This is a genomic window from Bradyrhizobium sp. LLZ17, assembly GCF_041200145.1.
In the GTDB taxonomy this organism is placed as follows: Bacteria; Pseudomonadota; Alphaproteobacteria; order Rhizobiales; family Xanthobacteraceae; genus Bradyrhizobium.
In genome coordinates, this window is sequence record NZ_CP165734.1 from 2,110,449 (window position 1) to 2,128,096 (window position 17,648).

Annotated in this window: 9 protein-coding genes, 5 pseudogenes and 1 riboswitch; of the genes and pseudogenes, 4 read left to right on the forward strand and 10 right to left on the reverse strand. The window is 63.9% G+C overall.

Features of this window, described 5'->3' with window-relative positions; translation table 11 throughout:
• Nucleotides 1–8 precede the first annotated feature (8 nt).
• The 7 genes and pseudogenes from AB8Z38_RS10585 to AB8Z38_RS10615 all read right to left on the reverse strand — a co-directional run bounded on the left by AB8Z38_RS10585 (nt 9) and on the right by AB8Z38_RS10615 (nt 8,767).
• Nucleotides 9–931 (reverse strand): annotated as a pseudogene (locus tag AB8Z38_RS10585) (ABC transporter permease).
• Nucleotides 928–1,869, reverse strand: a complete 942-nt coding sequence (locus tag AB8Z38_RS10590) for an ABC transporter permease (RefSeq protein ID WP_369724859.1) — start codon at nt 1,867–1,869, stop codon at nt 928–930. Before AB8Z38_RS10590 ends, AB8Z38_RS10585 begins: the two are co-directional and overlap by 4 nt.
• Before the next feature lie 17 nt (nt 1,870–1,886).
• Nucleotides 1,887–3,491, reverse strand: a complete 1,605-nt coding sequence (locus tag AB8Z38_RS10595; protein ID WP_369724861.1) for an ABC transporter substrate-binding protein — start codon at nt 3,489–3,491, stop codon at nt 1,887–1,889.
• 117 nt (nt 3,492–3,608) lie between these two features.
• Entirely contained in the window at nt 3,609–5,078 is a 1,470-nt protein-coding gene (gene hydA / locus AB8Z38_RS10600; protein ID WP_369724863.1) for a dihydropyrimidinase, read from the reverse strand.
• Between the two features lie 129 nt (nt 5,079–5,207).
• Nucleotides 5,208–6,140, reverse strand: coding sequence for an N-carbamoyl-D-amino-acid hydrolase (locus tag AB8Z38_RS10605; RefSeq protein ID WP_369724865.1), 933 nt, complete (start codon nt 6,138–6,140; stop codon nt 5,208–5,210).
• A gap of 475 nt (nt 6,141–6,615) precedes the next feature.
• Nucleotides 6,616–8,025 (reverse strand): dihydropyrimidinase, encoded by a 1,410-nt coding sequence (gene hydA / locus AB8Z38_RS10610; RefSeq protein WP_369724866.1) that lies wholly within the window; start codon nt 8,023–8,025, stop codon nt 6,616–6,618.
• An 11-nt stretch (nt 8,026–8,036) separates the two neighbouring features.
• Nucleotides 8,037–8,767, reverse strand: a pseudogene (locus AB8Z38_RS10615) (aspartate/glutamate racemase family protein).
• A 134-nt stretch (nt 8,768–8,901) separates the two neighbouring features.
• On the opposite strand from AB8Z38_RS10615, the pseudogene AB8Z38_RS10620 reads away from it, so the two are divergent.
• The 4 genes and pseudogenes from AB8Z38_RS10620 (at nt 8,902) to AB8Z38_RS10635 (ending at nt 12,996) form a co-directional block, all read left to right on the forward strand.
• Nucleotides 8,902–9,995: pseudogene (locus tag AB8Z38_RS10620) on the forward strand (ABC transporter ATP-binding protein).
• A gap of 44 nt (nt 9,996–10,039) precedes the next feature.
• A pseudogene (locus tag AB8Z38_RS10625) lies at nt 10,040–11,087 on the forward strand (ABC transporter substrate-binding protein).
• A 230-nt stretch (nt 11,088–11,317) separates the two neighbouring features.
• Nucleotides 11,318–12,181, forward strand: a pseudogene (locus AB8Z38_RS10630) (ABC transporter permease).
• Nucleotides 12,181–12,996, forward strand: a complete 816-nt coding sequence (locus tag AB8Z38_RS10635; protein ID WP_369724868.1) for an ABC transporter permease — start codon at nt 12,181–12,183, stop codon at nt 12,994–12,996. Before AB8Z38_RS10630 ends, AB8Z38_RS10635 begins: the two are co-directional and overlap by 1 nt.
• On the opposite strand, the gene AB8Z38_RS10640 is transcribed toward AB8Z38_RS10635, so the two are convergent.
• The 3 genes from AB8Z38_RS10640 to AB8Z38_RS10650 form a co-directional block, all read right to left on the reverse strand.
• Nucleotides 12,997–13,332 carry a hydroxyisourate hydrolase gene (locus AB8Z38_RS10640; RefSeq protein ID WP_369724870.1) on the reverse strand — a complete coding sequence of 112 codons (336 nt, stop codon included), beginning with the start codon at nt 13,330–13,332 and terminating at the stop codon, nt 12,997–12,999.
• Between the two features lie 130 nt (nt 13,333–13,462).
• Nucleotides 13,463–14,932: a PepSY domain-containing protein gene (locus tag AB8Z38_RS10645; RefSeq protein ID WP_369724872.1), complete on the reverse strand. Its 1,470-nt coding sequence runs from the start codon at nt 14,930–14,932 to the stop codon at nt 13,463–13,465.
• Nucleotides 14,933–14,944: 12 nt separating this feature from the next.
• Nucleotides 14,945–17,278 carry a TonB-dependent receptor gene (locus AB8Z38_RS10650; RefSeq protein WP_369724874.1) on the reverse strand — a complete coding sequence of 778 codons (2,334 nt, stop codon included), beginning with the start codon at nt 17,276–17,278 and terminating at the stop codon, nt 14,945–14,947.
• A 115-nt stretch (nt 17,279–17,393) separates the two neighbouring features.
• Nucleotides 17,394–17,596: riboswitch (cobalamin riboswitch) on the reverse strand.
• Between the last annotated feature and the right edge of the window lie 52 nt (nt 17,597–17,648).

The following is a 17,648-nucleotide window of genomic DNA, read 5'->3' on the forward strand; positions in this document are numbered from 1 at the left end:
CCCGGACATCAAAGGCTCTTGGCCATGCGCGGATCGAGCGCATCGCGAAGGCCGTCGCCGAGCAAATTCACGGCAAGCACGGTGACGGAGAGGAAGGCCGCCGGAAAGAACACGATGTAGGGCTTGACCTGCCACAGCGCCCGGCCCTCGGCCATGATATTGCCCCAGGACGGAATCGTGGGCGGCGTGCCGGCGCCGATGAAGGACAGGATAGCTTCGGTGATCATGGCACTGGCACAGATATAGGTCGCCTGGATCAGCATGGGCGCGAGCGTGTTCGGCAGGATGTGGCGCAGGATGATCATCGGCGTGCGCGTGCCGCAGGCCACCGCAGCATCCACATAGGGCTGCTCGCGCAGCGACAGCACCACACTCCGGACCAGACGGGAAACCCGCGGAATCTCGGCAACCGTGATCGCCAGAATGACATTGCCGACACTGCCGCGCGTGAGCGCCATCGCGCAATCGCCAGCAGGATCGGCGGGATCGACATCAACCCGTCCATGAAGCGCATCAGGATGCCGTCGGCCCAGCGGATGAAGCCGGAGACGATGCCGATGGCGAGGCCCGCCGCGGACGCAAATATCGCAACGGAGAGGCCGACCGTGAGTGAGACCCGCGCACCAAACAGCACGCGGGAATAGATGTCGCGGCCGAGCACGTCGGAGCCGAACCAGAAAGCGCCCGACGGCGCCCGCGTGCGTTTGGCGGGGGCGAGCGCGGTCGGATCAACAGTGCCCAGATAGGGCGCGAAGACCGCGATCAGGACCAGAGCGAGCAACAGCGCGCCACCGATCGCGACCGTCGGATGACCGCGCATCAGGCCAACGATGCCGCGCCGGATCACGACGGGCCGAAGGATATCCGGCAGTTGCGGTGCGACGACGCAGCCGGCCGGAAGCATTTGCGGATCGACGGTCGTGTCGGTCAATAGCGGATCCTCGGGTCGACAAGTGTATAGGTGACGTCGATCATCAGATTGACGAGGACATAGACGAAGCTGAACAACAGCACGATGCCCTGGATGACGGGATAGTCGCGGCGCAGGATCGCATCGATCGTGAGCCGGCCGAGGCCGGGAATCGCAAACACGCTTTCTGTCACGACCGCACCGCCGATCAGGAGCGCGATGCCGATCCCGATCACCGTCACGATCGGCACCGCCGCGTTCTTCAGCGCGTGAATGAACAGGATGCCGCCTTGCCCCAGGCCCTTGGCGCGCGCGGTCCGGATATAGTCCTGCTGAAGCACTTCAAGCATGGTGGCGCGGGTGATGCGCGCGATCAGCGCGATGTAGACGCAGCCAAGCGCGACCGCCGGCAGGATCAGGTTCTGCAGCCACGGCCAGAAGCCCTCCGTGAGCGGCGTGTAGCCCTGCACGGGAAGCCATTCGAGCTCCAGCGCGAAGATGTAGGCAAGCATGTAGCCGACCACGAAAACCGGCAGCGAGAAGCCGAACACGGCAAAACCCATAATGGTGCGGTCGATCAGGCTGCCGGCCTTCCACGCCGCCACGACCCCGAGCGGCACCGCGACCACGATCGTGAGCAGGAGCGTGACCATCATCAGCGACAGCGTCGGTCCGAGACGCTGGCCGATCATCGTCGAGACCGGCAGATTGGTGAAGATCGAGGTGCCGAGATCGCCGTGGAGGATGCGCCAGACCCAGCTTCCGAACTGGATCAGGAACGGTCGATCAAGGCCGAGGCTCTGGCGGATACGCTCCACATCCTCCGGGCTTGCCTGGTCGCCCGCAATCACCACCGCGGGATCACCCGGCGCGATGTAAAGCAGGCTGAACACGAACAGCGCGACGATTGCCATCACCGGCAAAGTCGCGACGATGCGACGGAGGATGTAAGAGAGCATCTGGCCTCAACGCACGATCATGCGGATTTCGACACGCCCCAGAAGAACGGCAGCGGCCCCTTCGTGATGCCGGAGACGTTCTTGCGCCACGCCGTGTAGCTCAGGAAGAAGCCGGTCGGCGCATAGACGACGTCATCGAGCGCAGCCTTGTTGAGGCGACCGATGGCAGCCTTCTCCTCGTCGAGGTTCTTGGCCTCGAACCAGGACGTGACCTCCTTTTCCGTGCCAGCGCTCGTTGGCCAGCCGAACCAGGCCTTGTCGCCGTTGGCGCGAATGGCTGTGTAGGGCGCGGGATTGATGCAGTCGGCGCCGGCGTGCCAGGTGTGGAACATGTTCCAGCCACCCTGTCCCGGTGGTGTCTTCGCCGCACGGCGGGAGCCGACGGTGCCCCAATCGGTGGCGACGAAGTCGACATTCATGCCGAGCTGCTTCAGGAGGTCTGCGGTGACGTCGCCTTGCGCCTTTGTGATCGGCTGGTCCTGTGCGACCAGACACGTCACCGGCTGGCCGGAATAGCCGCTCTCGGCGAGCAGCTTCTTGGCCGCATCGAGATCGCGCTTGCCCTTGAGGATTTCGCCGCCGGCCTCGCTGTAGAGCGGCGTATCCGGCGTGAAATAGCCCGGCAGCGGCTTCCACAGCGCGGTGTCGTCGCCGACGATCGCGCGCATGTAGTCTTCCTGGCTCATCGCCATCAGCACCGCACGCCGGGCCCGCACGTCGTTGAACGGCGGGTACAGGAAATTCATGCGGAACGAGCCGATATTGCCGAGGGGATCGCCGATATCGACGCTGATGTTCTTGTTCTTCTTCAGCACCGGAACGAGGTCGGCGATCGGGCTCTCCCACCAGTCGACCTCGCCGTTTTGCAAAGCCGCCGCCGCAGTCGCCGGATCCGGCATCACGATCCATTCGATGCGGTCGATCAGGATCTGCTTGCCGCCGGCCAGCCAGGACGCCTTCTCCTGCCGCGGCACATAGTCGGCGAATTTCTCGAACACGGCTTTCGCGCCGGGCACCCATTCGCCCTTGGCGAACTTCATCGGCCCCGAGCCGACATAGTCGGTGATCTGCTTGAACGGATCGGTCTGCGCGATGCGCTCCGGCATGATGAACCCGCACGGCGAGTTGTTCTTGGCCAGCGCATAGAGCATCTTGGGGAAGGGCTGCTTGAGGACCCATTTGAAGGTGCGGTCGTCGACGGCGGTGAGCTCCTGCTGCAGCGCCTTGATCATCAGGCCCATGGGATCGCGCGCTGCCCAGCGCGTCAGGCTCGCGACGACATCCTTGCTGAGTACTGGTTCGCCATCATGGAATTTGAGCCCCGGCCGCAGCTTGAACGTCCAGGTCGTGCCGTCATCCGTCACTTCCTCGGATTCGACCATCTGGCGCTGCGGCTGGAGCGAGGAATCGATGCCGTAAAGCGTATCCCAGACCAGCGCGGCCGCATTGCGCACGACATATTGCGTGCCCCAGATCGGGTCGAAATTTGCAAGGTTTGCCTGCGGCACGAAGCGCAGCGTGCGGGCGGAGGCGCCTTGCGCGATCGCAGGCGCCGAGAGGCCGCCGGACAGTGCCAGACCGCCCGCGCCAGCCAGTCCCTTCAATACGGTCCTGCGATCCATGAAATTCTCCCGGTAATGCCGTGATGCCGGCCGCTGATTGGCCAAGGGCAGGTGAAACAGAACCCATTAGCGTGCAAATGGTATGCCAGTAACCGCGCCTCGCCGGCGCATCCACCATCACAGCAGCTTCGCTCCGAAATTCCGTTCAGGGTCCATGTCGGCGACCAGCCGCCCGGTCGGTTTGGCCGCCTCGCCGCCGCTGCGGGCCAGGAATTGGCCGCTGCCGGCGCTCGCGAGGCACGTGTTGCCGTCGATGATGACGCGGCCGCGCGACAGCACGGTCACCGGCCAGCCCTTCAGCGTCCGTCCCGCGAACGGCGTGTAGCCGGCGAGGTCGTGCATCATTTCGTCGGCGATCGTGGTTTCGCGATTGGGATCCCAGATCGCGATATCGGCATCGGCGCCGACCGCGATCGAGCCCTTGCGCGGATGCAGATTGTAGATTTTCGCCGGTGCCGTCGCGGTCAGCTCGACGAATTTCTCCACGCCAAGCCGCCCCTTCGACACCATCGCGTCGAACAGCAGCGGCAGCCGCAACTCCAGCCCCGGCAGGCCGTTCGCAACCTGCTTAAAGTTCGGATTGGGGCCGGCGCGCAGCTTGCCGGTTTCGTCGAAGCGATATGGCGCGTGATCCGACGAGATGGTCTGGAGATCACCGAGCGACAGTGCCTGCCACAGCGCCTCCTGGTCGGAATGCGTGCGCGGCGGCGGGCTGCACATCCACTTGGCGCCCTCGGCACCGGGCTTGTCGAGATCGGCCGCGGTGAGGAACAGATATTGCGGACAGGTCTCGGCAAAGACCTTCAACCCTTGCCCGCGCGCGTCGCGGATCACCTTGGCGCCTTCCGCGGTCGAGACATGGAAGATCATGATCGGCTGGTCGATCAGCGCCGCCATGCCGATCAGCCGGATAAAGGCTTCGGCCTCCGACACGCGCGCGTGGCTGACGGCGTGATATTTCGGCAGCGTGTAGCCGCGCGCAAGCAGGCGCTTCACCATCCAGGCGATGATGCCGTGGTTTTCCGCATGGGCGCACAGCATCGCGCCGGACTGGCGCGCGGCGAGAAGGATGTCCAGCAACGGCTCGTCATCGACCTTGAGCCGATCGTAGGTCATGAAAACCTTGATCGAGGCATGCCCCTGCTTCACCAGCGCTGGAATGTGCTCCTCGACGGTCTCCCTGGTCGCGTCCGCGACGATCATGTGAAAGGCGTAGTCGATCACGGCGCCTTTCCTGGCGAGCGCGTGATAGTCCTCCACCACCTGCGGCAGCTTCATGCCGACATGCTGGGCGGCGAACGGAATCACCGTGGTGGTGCCGCCGAACGCGGCTGAGACGGTCGCGCTCTCGAACGTATCGGCGTTCATGATGCCGGCGGCTGACAATTGCTCGATATGGGCATGGCTGTCGACGCCGCCGGGCAGCACCAGCTTGCCGCGTGCATCGATCTCGCGTTTGGCCGCCGGAAGCCCGCAACCAACGGCGACGATCGTCTCGCCGGAGATCGCGACATCGGCCTCGAACACGTCCGTCGCGGTGGCGACGCGTCCGCCCCGGACGATTAGGTCGTAGCTGGGTTCAGTCATGAGGCACTCCATGATCGGCTTAAGCCAGGTGATCGCCATTTCGCAGGGAGACCACCACGTCCCGGCCGCGCATTCTCGTCATCAATCCGAAGATGATCGCGCAAGGCGATACCCACTCCGCCATCCGCATCACTTCTCCGGCGGCGGCACCGCGCCGGTTTGGCTCGTGATCAGGCCATAATGCTCGATGCGGCGATGCTGCGCGAAATTGAAGATCGTAGTTTTGCCAAAGATGGTGGCATCGAGATCGCAAAGGTGAACCAGAAGCTCGTCTTCTTCCGTCTTGGTCTCCGCGACGATCTCGCCGTTGGGATCGACGATCAGGCTGCCGCCAAACAGCGGATGCCCGTCCTCGACGCCGGCCTTGGCCACCGCGACCACCCATGTCGCATTCTGATAGGCGCCGGCCTGCACCGAGAGGCGGTTATGAAACAGCCGCTTCTCGACGCCCTCTTCGCTCTTCTCCGCGTTGACCGACGGCGTGTTGTAGCCGACCAGCACCATCTCGACGCCCTGCAAGCCCATCACGCGGTAGGTCTCGGGCCAGCGCCGGTCATTGCAAATGGCCATGCCGATGATGCCGCCGAGTTCGCGCCAGACCTTGAAGCCGAGATCGCCGGGCTCGAAATAGCGCTTCTCCAGATGCTGGTGCGAGCGCTTGGTGTCGTATTCCACGTGGCCCGGCAAATGGACCTTGCGATATTTGCCGACGATCTTGCCGGATTTGTCGGTCAGGATCGCGGTGTTGAAGTGATGGCCGTCGGGTGTCAGCTCCGCATAGCCGAAATTCATCGCCATCTGGTGCCGGGCCGCACGCTCGAACAGCGGCTTGGTCGCCGCGTTCGGCATCTCGCGCTCGAACCAGACGTCGAATTCAGGCCGGTCCTCCGCGTACCAGCGCGGGAAGAAAGTCGTCAGCGCAAGCTCCGGATAGACGATCAGATCGGCGCCTTTTGCTTTCGCCTCGTCCATCAACGCGATCATGCGCTTCACCACGGCCTCGCGGCTGTCGGTTTTCTGGATCGGGCCCATCTGGGCGGCCGCAACATTGACGATACGCATCAGCAATTCCTGGTGATCTCTTTTGGTCAGGCCGCGAAGTGCGGCTTCGCTCATAGGCAGGGATCAGCTGGAGACCACGTCCCTGTCATGCCACCGACGGAGAGCATGCGACAGATCGATGGGCCCGGAATAGATCCAGAGGTGTCGCAATCCAGTTGACCAGCACGCGAGAGGCGTGGCGTGCCCCGTCACCGACTGCACGTTCTGGTGCAGCGGTGCCCGCAAGGAGTGCAGGCGAACCTGGATTGTTCCGCGCGAGAAAAGTGCAATGCACCACGGAATCTCCCGCTCAAAACGCAACACGCGCTGCACTGCGATCTAATCTCCGCAAATCTCGTGTCTAAATTGGAGGCGATCGAACGACGCCGCGGCGTCTCGGACGCCCACGAGCTATGCACCGCGGTCGGCTCAGCCTCTCTTTATTGTACGAACCGTAACAGTGCTATCATCGGATCGGCGGAAGCCGATCGGAGGATCACACCAGGCTCGACTTGCCGCGGCTCAGGACCTCGCCCGCGCCTTTCGTGCCGACGACCTTGCCTTGGTCGTACACCACGCGACCTCGCGCGATCGTGGTGACGGGCCAGCCGGTGACGTCGAATCCTTCCCAGGGCGTATAGTCGGAGCCGTGGTTCAGATCGGCCTGCCGGATCGGCTTCGTCAGCTTGGTGTCCCATAGAACGATATCGGCGTCGAAGCCGACGCCGATGGAGCCCTTGCGCGGATAGAGACCGTAGATGCGCGCATGGTTGGTCGAGCTCAGCTCGACGAACTTTTGCCGCGTGATTCGTCCCTTTGAGACGCCCTCGGAGAACAGGATCGGCAGCCGCGTCTCGACGCCGGGGATGCCGTTCGGCACCCAGCGGAACGAAGTGCGTGCATTCGGCGTCAACTTGCCCTTGGGATCGTCATAACGGAATGGGCAGTGGTCAGACGAAAACGTCTGGAACACGCCGCTGCTGATGCCGTCCCAGATCGCCTGCTGGCTTTCGACATCGCGCGGCGGCGGCGAGCAGACATATTTCGCGCCGCTGATGTCCATGTTCAGGCCCTTCATGTCGTCGGCGGTCAGCGTGATGTATTGCGGGCAGGTCTCTGCATGCACCGGCAACCCGCGCTGCTGCGCCCAGCGCACCTGCTCCATCGCCTCGCGCCCGGACACGTGGACGATCATGATGGGAACGCCGACGATCTCGGCATGACTGATGGCGCGATGCGTCGCCTCGCGCTCGACGGCCTGGGGCCGCGACACGCCGTGATAATAGGGCGCGATGTGGCCTTCGCGTTCGAGCTTGGTGGTGAGGAAGCGGATGGCGTCGTAGCCCTCGCAATGCACCATGACCAGCGCCTCCTCGCGGCGCGCGACCTCGAACACTTCAAGCAATTGCCTGTCGCTGAGGACGAGATCGTCATAGGTCATGAACACCTTGAACGAGGTGTAGCCGTCCTTCACCAGCGCCGGCAGCTCTTGCCCGAGCACCACCGCGGTCGGATCCGAGATGATGAGATGAAAGGCGGTATCGATGTAGCACTCGCCTTCGGCAAGCTTGCGGTAGTTCTCGACGCAAGCGCGCAGCGAGGTACCCTTCTCCTGCAGCGCGAACGGGAGCACCATGGTGTTGCCGCCGGCGGCAGCCGAGCGGGTCGCCGAGGCGAAATCGTCGGCCATCACCACGTCGGGTCCGGACGACTGCGAGATGTGGACGTGACTGTCGATGCCGCCCGGCAGCGCGAGCAGGCCGGTCGCGTCGATCTCGCGGGCTGCTCCCTCGATGCGATCGGCGATGCTGACGATGCGGCCGTCGCGAACGCCGATGTCGGCGCGAAATTCGTCGCCGGCCGTCACGATGGTGCCGCCGCGAATGGCGAGATCGAACTGCGTCACATTAGTCTCCGTCACTTGACGACCGCCGAGGTCCGGAAGATCCGACCCCAATCAGCAAGAGCCCCGATGTCGCCGCCGGCAAGGTCGAGGGTCCGCCATAGCGTGACCGCAACCGAGTCGAGCACCGCGATATCCAATTCCCGCTCCAGCGGTGACGCCAACGCAGCACCGTCGAGATTGGTGCAGAGGATGACGACGGCATCCGCGCCCTCAGAGGCCACTGCACGGATCATGCCGGCGATCGTCGCCGGTGCAACCTCGCCGAAGGAGAAATTGTCACGCAGACCGAGATGCCGCTCGGCATAGGGGCCATCCCCTCCCGGGCCCAGACATCTGCGATCCTTTGCTGCACGTCGTCGGTGTAGGGTGACACCAGAGCAACCCGTTTGGCGCTGAGTGCACGGACGGCATCAATGCAAGCGAGCGTCGATGTCGTCGCCGGTACGCTTGTACGGGCCGCGATCGCGTCGCATAGGCTCCTGTCGCGGGCAATCCCAAGCCAGCTCGCCGAAGTCCCGTTCCAGGCAATGGCGTCCACCTTCGCATCCGCCAGCAAATCCGCGGCGGGCAGCATCAGCGAGGCATCGAACTGGCTCAGCGCCGCGGCATCGAGCGCAATCTCGGTGACCCGGAAGCGCGAGAAATGCGCGCTGACTTCCGCCACGCCGTGCAGCATGGCGCTGGTGACGGGCTCGAGCACTGAGTTCGACGACGGCGTGATCATGCCGAGACGCTTGCGCATGGGGATACTCTACGACGCCTGCGCGAGGCGCGTCGACTCCTCCCGGATCAGACCCAGGATGTGGCGCTTCGCCTGCCTAAGGCGGATCGGGGCACGAGACTTGCTTTGTTTCCCGGGAGAACGGGGGCAACACCATGGCTGATACGCCAAGCGGCCGATCGCTCGTCGTCGACGCGGTCACCCACCGCTATCCGAGCGGCGCGCTGGCGGTCGAGAACATCAATCTCGACATCAAGGGCGGCGAGATCATCGCCCTGCTCGGCCCCTCCGGTTGCGGCAAGACGACGCTGCTGCGGATCATCGCCGGCTTCATCGCGCAGAGCCAGGGGCAGAATCATCATCGGCGACGACATCGTCGATGCGCTGCCGCCGAACCGTCGTGCGGTCGGCATCGTATTCCAGAACTACGCGTTGTTTCCGCATCTTTCGATTAGCGAGAACGTCGGCTACGGCCTTGCCGCCCGCGGCGTCGACAAGGCGACGCGACAGCGCGAGGCGCAGCGCCTGCTGGAGCTGGTGCAACTGCCGGCGATGGCGGAGCGGCTGCCGCGGCAGCTCTCCGGCGGCCAGCAGCAGCGCGTTGCGCTCGCCCGCGCGCTCGCGATCAAGCCGTCGATCCTGCTGCTGGACGAGCCCTTTGCCGCGCTCCACAAGATCTGCGGCTCGACATGCAGATCGAGGTCAAGCGGCTGCAGAGAGTCTCGGGCATCACCACGCTGATCGTGACGCATGATCAGGAAGAGGCGCTGTCAATGGCCGATCGCGTCGCGGTGCTCAGCCACGGCAGGCTCGAGCAGTTCGGCTCGCCATCCGACGTCTACGACCGTCCGCAGACCCTGTTCGTGAACACCTTCGTCGGCGCCAGTAACCGCATGCCCGGCATCGTGGTCTCGGCGGACCGCACGAGCGCCAAGGTGCGCCTCGATGCCGGCGCTGAGATCATCGCGCGGCCCGCGGGCGGCGCCCTCACCGAAGGCGGCCGCGTCACCGTCTGCATCCGCCCCGAGCATCTGCAGTTCGTCGGCGATGAGACCGGCTTTGCCGGCGTGGTCGGCATGTCGCTCCCGCTAGGTGCGACCGTCGTTCACGAGATCAAGACCGCCGACGGCTCCGGCGTCAAAGTTTCGCAGGCGCGCATTGGCGAGCACACGCGCTGGAGAACGGCGCTGCGGTGCGGCTCGCGCCACTCGCCCCGTCGCTCGCCAACGCCTTTCCCGCAACGCTTTAGATCCAGTCCAGAACGCTTTAGATCCAGTCCACAGGGAGTTCGACATGATCCTGAACCGCCGAAGCCTGATGACGACCGCACTTACACTCGGCGCCATGAAGGCGTTTCCGGGCTTAAGCTTCGCCCAGGCCCGTCCGCTGGTGTTTGCAACCTTCACCGGAAGCTGGGAGGAAGCGCACAAGGCGGTATTGGTGCCGGCCTTCCGGAAGGCCAACGCGGATGCGGCCATCGTGCTCGACCCCATGCTTTCCGTGGACCAGATCGCGAAGGTGAACGCCGCAAAGGCCAATCCGCCGATTGACGTCATGCTGCACGATCCCGGCCCTGCGCTGGTCGCGATCGGGCAGGACCTCGTCGAGCCCTATCCGGTCGAGAAGAGCGCCTACTACAAGGACCTGATCTCCGAAGCCCAGGAGCCGATGGGCCCCGCCCCGTTCTTCCAGGTCGTCGGCCTCACCTACAATCCGGAAGCCGTCAAGACGCCGCCGACCTCCTGGGCCGATCTCTGGAAGCCGGAGTTCAAGGGCCGTGTCGGCATCACCAACCTCAACTCGACGCTCGGCACCGGCTGGCTGGTCGAGATCGCCAAGATGCGCGGCGGTTCTGAAGCCAATGTCGATCCTGGCTTCAAGGCGATCGAGGAGCTGAAGCCCAATCTCGCGGCGGTCGCCGCCAATCCCGGCGCGCTCGCGACTCTGTTCCAGCAGGGCCAGATCGACATCTCGCCCGGCAATTTCAACGCCATCCAGATCCTCAAAGCCCGCGGCGTGCCGGTCGAGTTCGTGGCGCCGAAGGAAGGCGCCATCGCCTTCAAGACCACGATCCACATCGTCAAGAACTCAGCGAGATCGCGAGCTTGCGTTCAAGCTGATCGAGGCGGCGCTGTCGGCTGAAGTGCAGACCACGCTGATGAATCCGCCCTATTTGATCGTGCCGACCAATTCCAAGGTCGCCATGAGCGGCGAGATCGCGCGCGTGCTCGCGAAAGACACTACCGAGCTGAAGCAGAAATTCGTGTTCCAGGACTGGAAGAAGATCAACGAGCAGCGCTCGGCCTGGATCGAGCGCTTCAACCGCGAGATCAAGATCTAGCGCATGATGAGATTAGATTCGACCGCACCAACGAGGGAGGTGTGCTCCCTCCCCGCTTGCGGGGGAGGGCTGGGGAGAGGGTATCTCCGCGATCGAGAACTCCCAAGAGGAGAGAACCCTCACCCGGCGCGTTGCGCCGACCTCTCCCGCAAGCGGGAGAGGTGCACCGGGTCCGCGGCGGATTGATTCAACTTAAGACCATTTCATCCTAGAACATTCGAGGAATGGCGATGGGCGCAGGACCGGTCTCACGCGACGTCACCTCCTACGGCATGGGATTGGCAGCGCCGCTGGCGCTGTTCTTCCTTGTCTTCTTCGTGGCGCCGCTGCTGCAATTGGTCTGGCTCTCGCTGCACAACGATACCGCCGCGCTCCATTGGGGGTTTGGCCAGTACCTGCATTTCCTCTCCGATCCCTTCAGCCTTGGCGTGCTCGGCTCGACGCTGCTGCTCGGCGCCGAGGTGACGGCCGTCTGCCTCGTGCTCGGCTTTCCCATTGCGTGGCTCTACCAGCGGGTCGGGCCGCGGCTTCAGACCGTGATCATTCTGATCGTGCTGCTGCCGCTCTTGACCAGCGTGGTGGTGCGCACCTTCGCGTGGATCGTGATCCTCGGCCGCCAGGGCATTATCAATGCGACACTACAATCGCTCGGCGTGATCGATTAGCCGCTGCGGCTGCTCTATACCGAGTTCGGCGTGGTGATTGCGCTTGCGCAGGTGCAGATGCCGTTGATGACGCTGCCGCTGATCACCGCGCTCGGCCGCATCGATCCCAATCTCGACGACGCCTCCTGCTCGCTCGGCGCCGGCAGCTGGCGCACCTTCTTCAGGATCACCCTGCCGCTGTCGCTGCCCGGCGTGATCGCCGGATGCACGCTGACTTACGCCGCCGCGATTACGGCCTTCATCACCCAGTCGCTGATCGGCGGCGGCCAGATGCTGTTCATGCCGATGTATCTCTATCAGCAGGCTTCCACGCTGCAGAACTGGCCGTTTGCATCGGCGATCTCGATCATCTTCCTGCTCGCCGTGCTCGCGGTCGTCTCAGTCTTCACCACGCTCGGCCGCCTGTCGCGCGGCTATGGAGGGGCGTGATGAGCGGGCGTAAGCGCACCCTGGAGGCGATCAGCTTCGAATTCGTCATGACCGTGATCGCCCTGATCGCGCTGATCCTGATCATCGCGCCCTCGCTCGTCGTATTGATCGTCTCATTCACCAGCGGTTTCTCGTTGAAATTCCCGCCGCCCGGTTATTCGCTGCGCTGGTACGCCGAGCTCTGGGACGCCTGGCAGCTGCACTTCGCGGCCAAGAACAGCCTCATCGTGGCGCTGTGGGCGACGGGCCTGTCCGTCGTGCTCGGCGTTGCCGCCGCGCTGGCAATCTCGCGCTCGCCGACGCTGTCGGCGCGGCTGCTCGATTCCCTCTTCATGTCGCCGCTGGTGCTGCCCGCGCTCGCCTTTGGCCTCGCCGCCCTGATGCTGTTCTCACTCGTCGGCCTGCCGGTGTCGCCGCTGACGCTGGTGATCGGCCACACCGTGGTCTGCGTGCCCTATGTTGTGCGCAACACGGTCGCGGCGCTGGCCCAGCTCGAGCCGACCCTGCTCGAAAGTTCGACGGTGCTCGGCGCCAGCCGCCTCTACACGTTCCGCCGCATCGTGCTGCCGCTGATCCGGCCGGGCATCATTGCGGGGGCCTTCATCGCCTTCATGTCGTCGTTCGACAACGTGCCGGTGTCGTTGTTCCTGCGGGATGCGGCAACCGACATGCTGCCGATCCGGATGTGGCAGGACCTCGAAGGCAAGCTCGACGTGACCATTGCCGCGTTGTCGGGCGTGTTGATCATCGCCACCGTGGCGCTGGTCGCAGTCATGGAGCGCATGACCGGGTTGTCGCGGCGATTGACGAACTGATCAGGCGCCGCGGAATAGCGAATAGCCCCAGCGGGTGAACTTCAGCGGCAGGTGAAAATGCTCGTCGACGTTCGTGATGCGGAAGCGGAACGGCGTCACGGTGAGAAAGCCGTCAGTTTCTGCAAAGAACTCGCCGAGATGAAACAGCACCTCATACTCGCCCGCTGTCACACCGGCGCCTTGCGCGATGGAATGATCGAGCACGCCGTTGGCGCCGAGCCGCCTGTCGGCAATGCGCTCCAAATCCGGGTCGATCCGCCAGATTTCGACGCGCAGGCCCTGCGCGGGTCGACCGCTCGCCACGTCGACCGCGTGAATGGAAATGCCGCCTGCCACCTTGCCGTTCCTCCTGTGAGTGCGCGGCCGCGCTATAATTTCGGAATAGTCGCAATGTAGCGGTGTTTTGCCCGACGAGTCAAATCATCGCGCCGGGGCCTGTGTAAGCCGTTGATTCCCCTGTCACCGGCTACTGTGCATGGGGTTGTTCTCGCGGTTTTTGTTTTGATCGGGCCTCCTGGCCGGCGAAAGACAAACGCAACCGCCGCCAGCCGATCACAATTCCGGTGATCGAGAACACCAGCCCGAGCCCACAGAGGCCCACGATGAGGACATCGCGGATGTGGGGGTGGGCCATGAGGGCTGGAAGGTCGAATGTGTGCAGCGCGCTGTAGGCCCAGCGGTAAGCCCGCCGCGACAGATCGAGCCTCTGCAACACGCTGCCGTCTGCGCCATCGATGTCGAACCAGAGGGCACCGCATCGGGAACGGTAGACCGGCGCGCCCGGAACGATGGAGTGCGCGGGATAGTCGTCGTCAGCCGCAAGCACGGACGGTGCGTCGCAGCCGGTTGCGATCTGCGTCATCAGGTTTCCGATCGCCTGCGCGCTGATGACCGGCGCCTCCCCACCGTCTGGCCGGATTACAACCTGCTCCCCGAGATCAATCCGCTCCCGTCGATAGAGACTGCCGCCGAAGGCAAACCACTCGACCTCGCGAGCCGACGGCGATAGGGGCCGGCGATCGAACGATACGGCTGCGGTCCAGTCCGGCGAAGCATTGATCACGCCAGCCTCAGCCGGACTCAACTGGCCGTGCGAGAATAGCCGGCCATGGTCCATCGAGAGCCAACCGCTGAAGATCCAGGTCAGCACGAACGTGGTCGCGAAGAGACCGACGACGTGATGAAAGGCGTGCCAGCCAAGGTATGGCGATGAGATCTGCCGCCCGCAGATCCTGATCCGCACAAAACCAAGCACCGCGCCCAGCACCGCCGCGATCAAGGCCAGGAGCGACAACGTCCAGACCACGCCGTCCCACAGCGCCCAATTGCTTCTGAGAGACGTCGGATAGATCCAGTGCAAAACGCTGCCGGCCAAATTCCATCCACGCTCGCTCCGTGTGGTATCCAGCACGACCTCGCCGGTCGCAGATGAAACGTAGACCTCCGTTCCGGCGAGGTCGCCGAGGGCCACACGAAACAGAGGCCGGTGGCGATCGAAGCCGTTCGGAACGCTCCATTGATCGTAGTCCGCTTGTGCAACGACAGCCGCACGCGCCGCATCGAGCCCGCGTTGACGCGCATAGGTCCGCGCGATGGTGAGCGCGACCTCGGGCGACCGCACCGATGCATCATTCCCGTCAGTAGCGTGGATCGCGCGCAGTCGCGAGGGCCCCGACACGATATAGACCCGCTCCTTGCTCCGCTGAACCAGGCGCACGCGCGTGGCATCGCTGATGCCGCTTGCGGCCAGCGCATCGGCAACTGTCATCGCACTCGCTGCTTGATCCAGCGGCCTCAGGCCGGCAAAGCGCTCCGCTTCCGTCAACGACGGAAACGGCACGAAGTGCATCACGATGCCGGTCGAAAACCACATCGCGAACAGCAGGCCGAACGCGATCCCGAGCCAGCGATGCGAGAGGACGGTCGCGCCCATCATGCGTTCAATGCCTTACCATTTGAACGCCGCCGAAATTTCGTAGGTGCGCGGCACGCCGAGCAATATCTGGTCAGGATAGAACGGATCGCCCCAGATCGCATAGCGCTTGTCGGTGAAGTTGCGCACCCGGAAGATCAGGCGAGCCTGGTCGACCGCAGAGAGCACCGTCTTGGGGAGATCGACCAAAGCATAGATGTCCCCCACCGTGTAGGCGTTCAGCGTCACCGTGTTGGCATCGGTGTTGTAGCGATCACCGACATGGCGGCCGACGATACCGAACTCAACGGGCCAGGACGTCAGGAAGCGGTACGACGCACCAGCATTGGCGACGATGCGCGGCACGTTCGGCGGCGTATTGCCTGAGAACGATCCACCGACGAAATTGTAGTCGGCGTAACGCGCATCGACATAGGCAATGTTGCCCCACAGCCGCAAAGGCTCGATCGGTCGCACCGATGCGGCGAGCTCGACGCCCTTCGACTGCTGCCGCCCGGCAATGTTAAGCTGCATGCCGCCGGCCGCCGCATAGACGTTTTTGCGCAGGATATCGTAGGCCGAGAACGACCACTCCGCCCGCTGGTCCCAGAGCAGATGCTTGACGCCGGTCTCATACGTGCGCGAGGTCGTCAGGTTGAGCGGATCGGTCGGATTAAGCAGAAAGATGTTATTGGCGGAGATGTCGGCTCCGGTGGCGTATTGGCTGAAGAAGGTCAGGCCGGGTACGGCCTCCCAGGTGTATCCAATACGTCCCGTCGTCGGGACCCAGGATTTCGAGAACGGGAAGTTCGCCTTCTCCAGGCCATTCACGTCGGTCGAGTTGCGATCAAGGCCGATATGCTCGACGCGCAACCCGCCGACCAGCGCAAAGCTGCGGGTCAGCTTGAGGCGATCTTCGAACGACAGCGCCTCGTTGTCGATCCGCGCGGTCTGCTGCTGTGTCGTGAGCAGGCCATAATAGCCGCGAGGTGGATCAACCAGCGAGACCGAATCGTCGGGGAAGTTGACTGCGCCCGGCCTGACAAAATCGAGATAGCTTGATGAAAGCGTCGTGACCAGACGATTGTCGAGGCCCGCAATATTCGCATCCCAGGTCAGGTCCGTGATATTGCCGACGAGGCGCTGGCTGTGCGCGACATAGAAGCGCTCACGATCGACCAGGTTCGAAGTGGAGTTGAAGGCCTCGACCTCGTTGTTGAACCATGTGCGCTCCGCCCCATAAGCATAGGCCTGGCTCTTCAGCGTCAGGTCGGGCGCCAGCTTCAGCTCGAAGCCGCCACGCAGCCACACTTCTTGCGCGACGTTGCGGTTGTCCAGGACGTTGTAATTGGTATTGGAGGTGCGATCGTCGATCGTGACCGGTCCGAGATTCGTTCCGTTGAAATTCGAGACAGAGCTGCCGGAGACGATTCCAGCCGTCGCATGCGAGCCGCTGAATGCGACCGGCACCAGCGGCGCACCCCAATACGCCCTTCCGCGATCCTCCCGATACTCGATCGCGCCCCAGACCTTGAGGCTGTCGGAGACGTGGTAGTTGAGCTGGCCGGAGACATCGAGCGTCCTGGTGTTGGTGTCGTCGGCGAAGCCGTTGAGCGACGAGCGGCTGACGTCGAAGCGGTAGTCGAGGCCCTGCACGTCGGTGCTGCCGCCGGAGCCGTAATGTGTACGGAACGAGTTCAACAGATCATACGAGACATCCGCCTCGTTGCGGATTGGGCCGGTGTGCGGCTGCCTGGTGACGAAATTGATTGCGCCGCCGCTGGCGCCCTCGCCCGACATCAGCGAGGCCGGGCCTTTCAAGATCTCGATGGCCTCCAGATTGGCCGTATCCATGACCCGCGATGTCATGTTCTGCGGGCCGATCTTGATGCCGTTGTAGAGCGTGTTGATCTGGCTGTTGGTGAAGCCGCGCATCGAGAAAGCTGACGGCTCGGCCGGATTGTCACCCGCGGTGACGCCGACCGCGCCCTGGGCGACATCCGAGACGGTGCGGTAGCCCTGCTCGCGCATTGTTTCCGCCGAGATCACCTCGACGGTCGCAGGCGTTTCACGCACGGTCAAGCCGAGACGCGAGGCGCTTTGCGCCACCGCATTGGTGTTGAGCGGCGTCTGCGCGGTTGCCGATGGCACGGCCAGCGCGGTCGCAGGCCTGCGCGCTGCCTCGCGGCGTGCGGCCTGCCTTGCGCGTCCGGCCGGCTTGCGGGACTGTGGCGAGGTCACCTCCACCGGCGGCAGCTGCTCGCGTGCCTGCTGCGCCAGGGCTGCGGGCATATCGATGGCGGCAAACGAAGTGAGCGTGGCGGACGCAAGCAAAAAGCCGCGCGGTCGCGCAAGACGGACGGAAGACATGGTCTTGGACCTCGGTGTGACGTCGGTGGCACGTCACAGCGAACCAAGGTCCCATCTTCGGCCGTTCAGCCCTCCGATGAAGCCAAATGTCTGTACTCCCCGACCGACATCTTCGCGTGTGACCACGGCTGACGGCAGGTCTCCTGGCTCGCGGGTCATTACCGCTTCGTCGCCTTCCCGGGACCGAGGGCCCAGTGGCTGATGACGAAGGATTCGCCGCTTACAGTTGCGGGGGCAGCTACGGCATTGGGGACAATTTCCCCGCACCGCATTCCCTTTTCACCCCCTCTCGGGGAAACCGTCACGGTCATCTAGGATTACGATCAAGACAGAGTCAATGTGCCTGTTGCGGCGACGTTGCCACAGCGAC

Coding starts and splice junctions, on each gene's coding strand:
- AB8Z38_RS10590 (WP_369724859.1), bottom strand. CDS start 1,869: ATGCTCTCTTACATCCTCCGTCGCATCGTCGCGACTTTGCCGGTGATG.
- AB8Z38_RS10595 (WP_369724861.1), bottom strand. CDS start 3,491: ATGGATCGCAGGACCGTATTGAAGGGACTGGCTGGCGCGGGCGGTCTG.
- hydA (WP_369724863.1), bottom strand. CDS start 5,078: ATGACTGAACCCAGCTACGACCTAATCGTCCGGGGCGGACGCGTCGCC.
- AB8Z38_RS10605 (WP_369724865.1), bottom strand. CDS start 6,140: ATGCGTATCGTCAATGTTGCGGCCGCCCAGATGGGCCCGATCCAGAAA.
- AB8Z38_RS10635 (WP_369724868.1), top strand. CDS start 12,181: ATGAGCGGGCGTAAGCGCACCCTGGAGGCGATCAGCTTCGAATTCGTC.
- AB8Z38_RS10645 (WP_369724872.1), bottom strand. CDS start 14,932: ATGATGGGCGCGACCGTCCTCTCGCATCGCTGGCTCGGGATCGCGTTC.
- AB8Z38_RS10650 (WP_369724874.1), bottom strand. CDS start 17,278: ATGTCTTCCGTCCGTCTTGCGCGACCGCGCGGCTTTTTGCTTGCGTCC.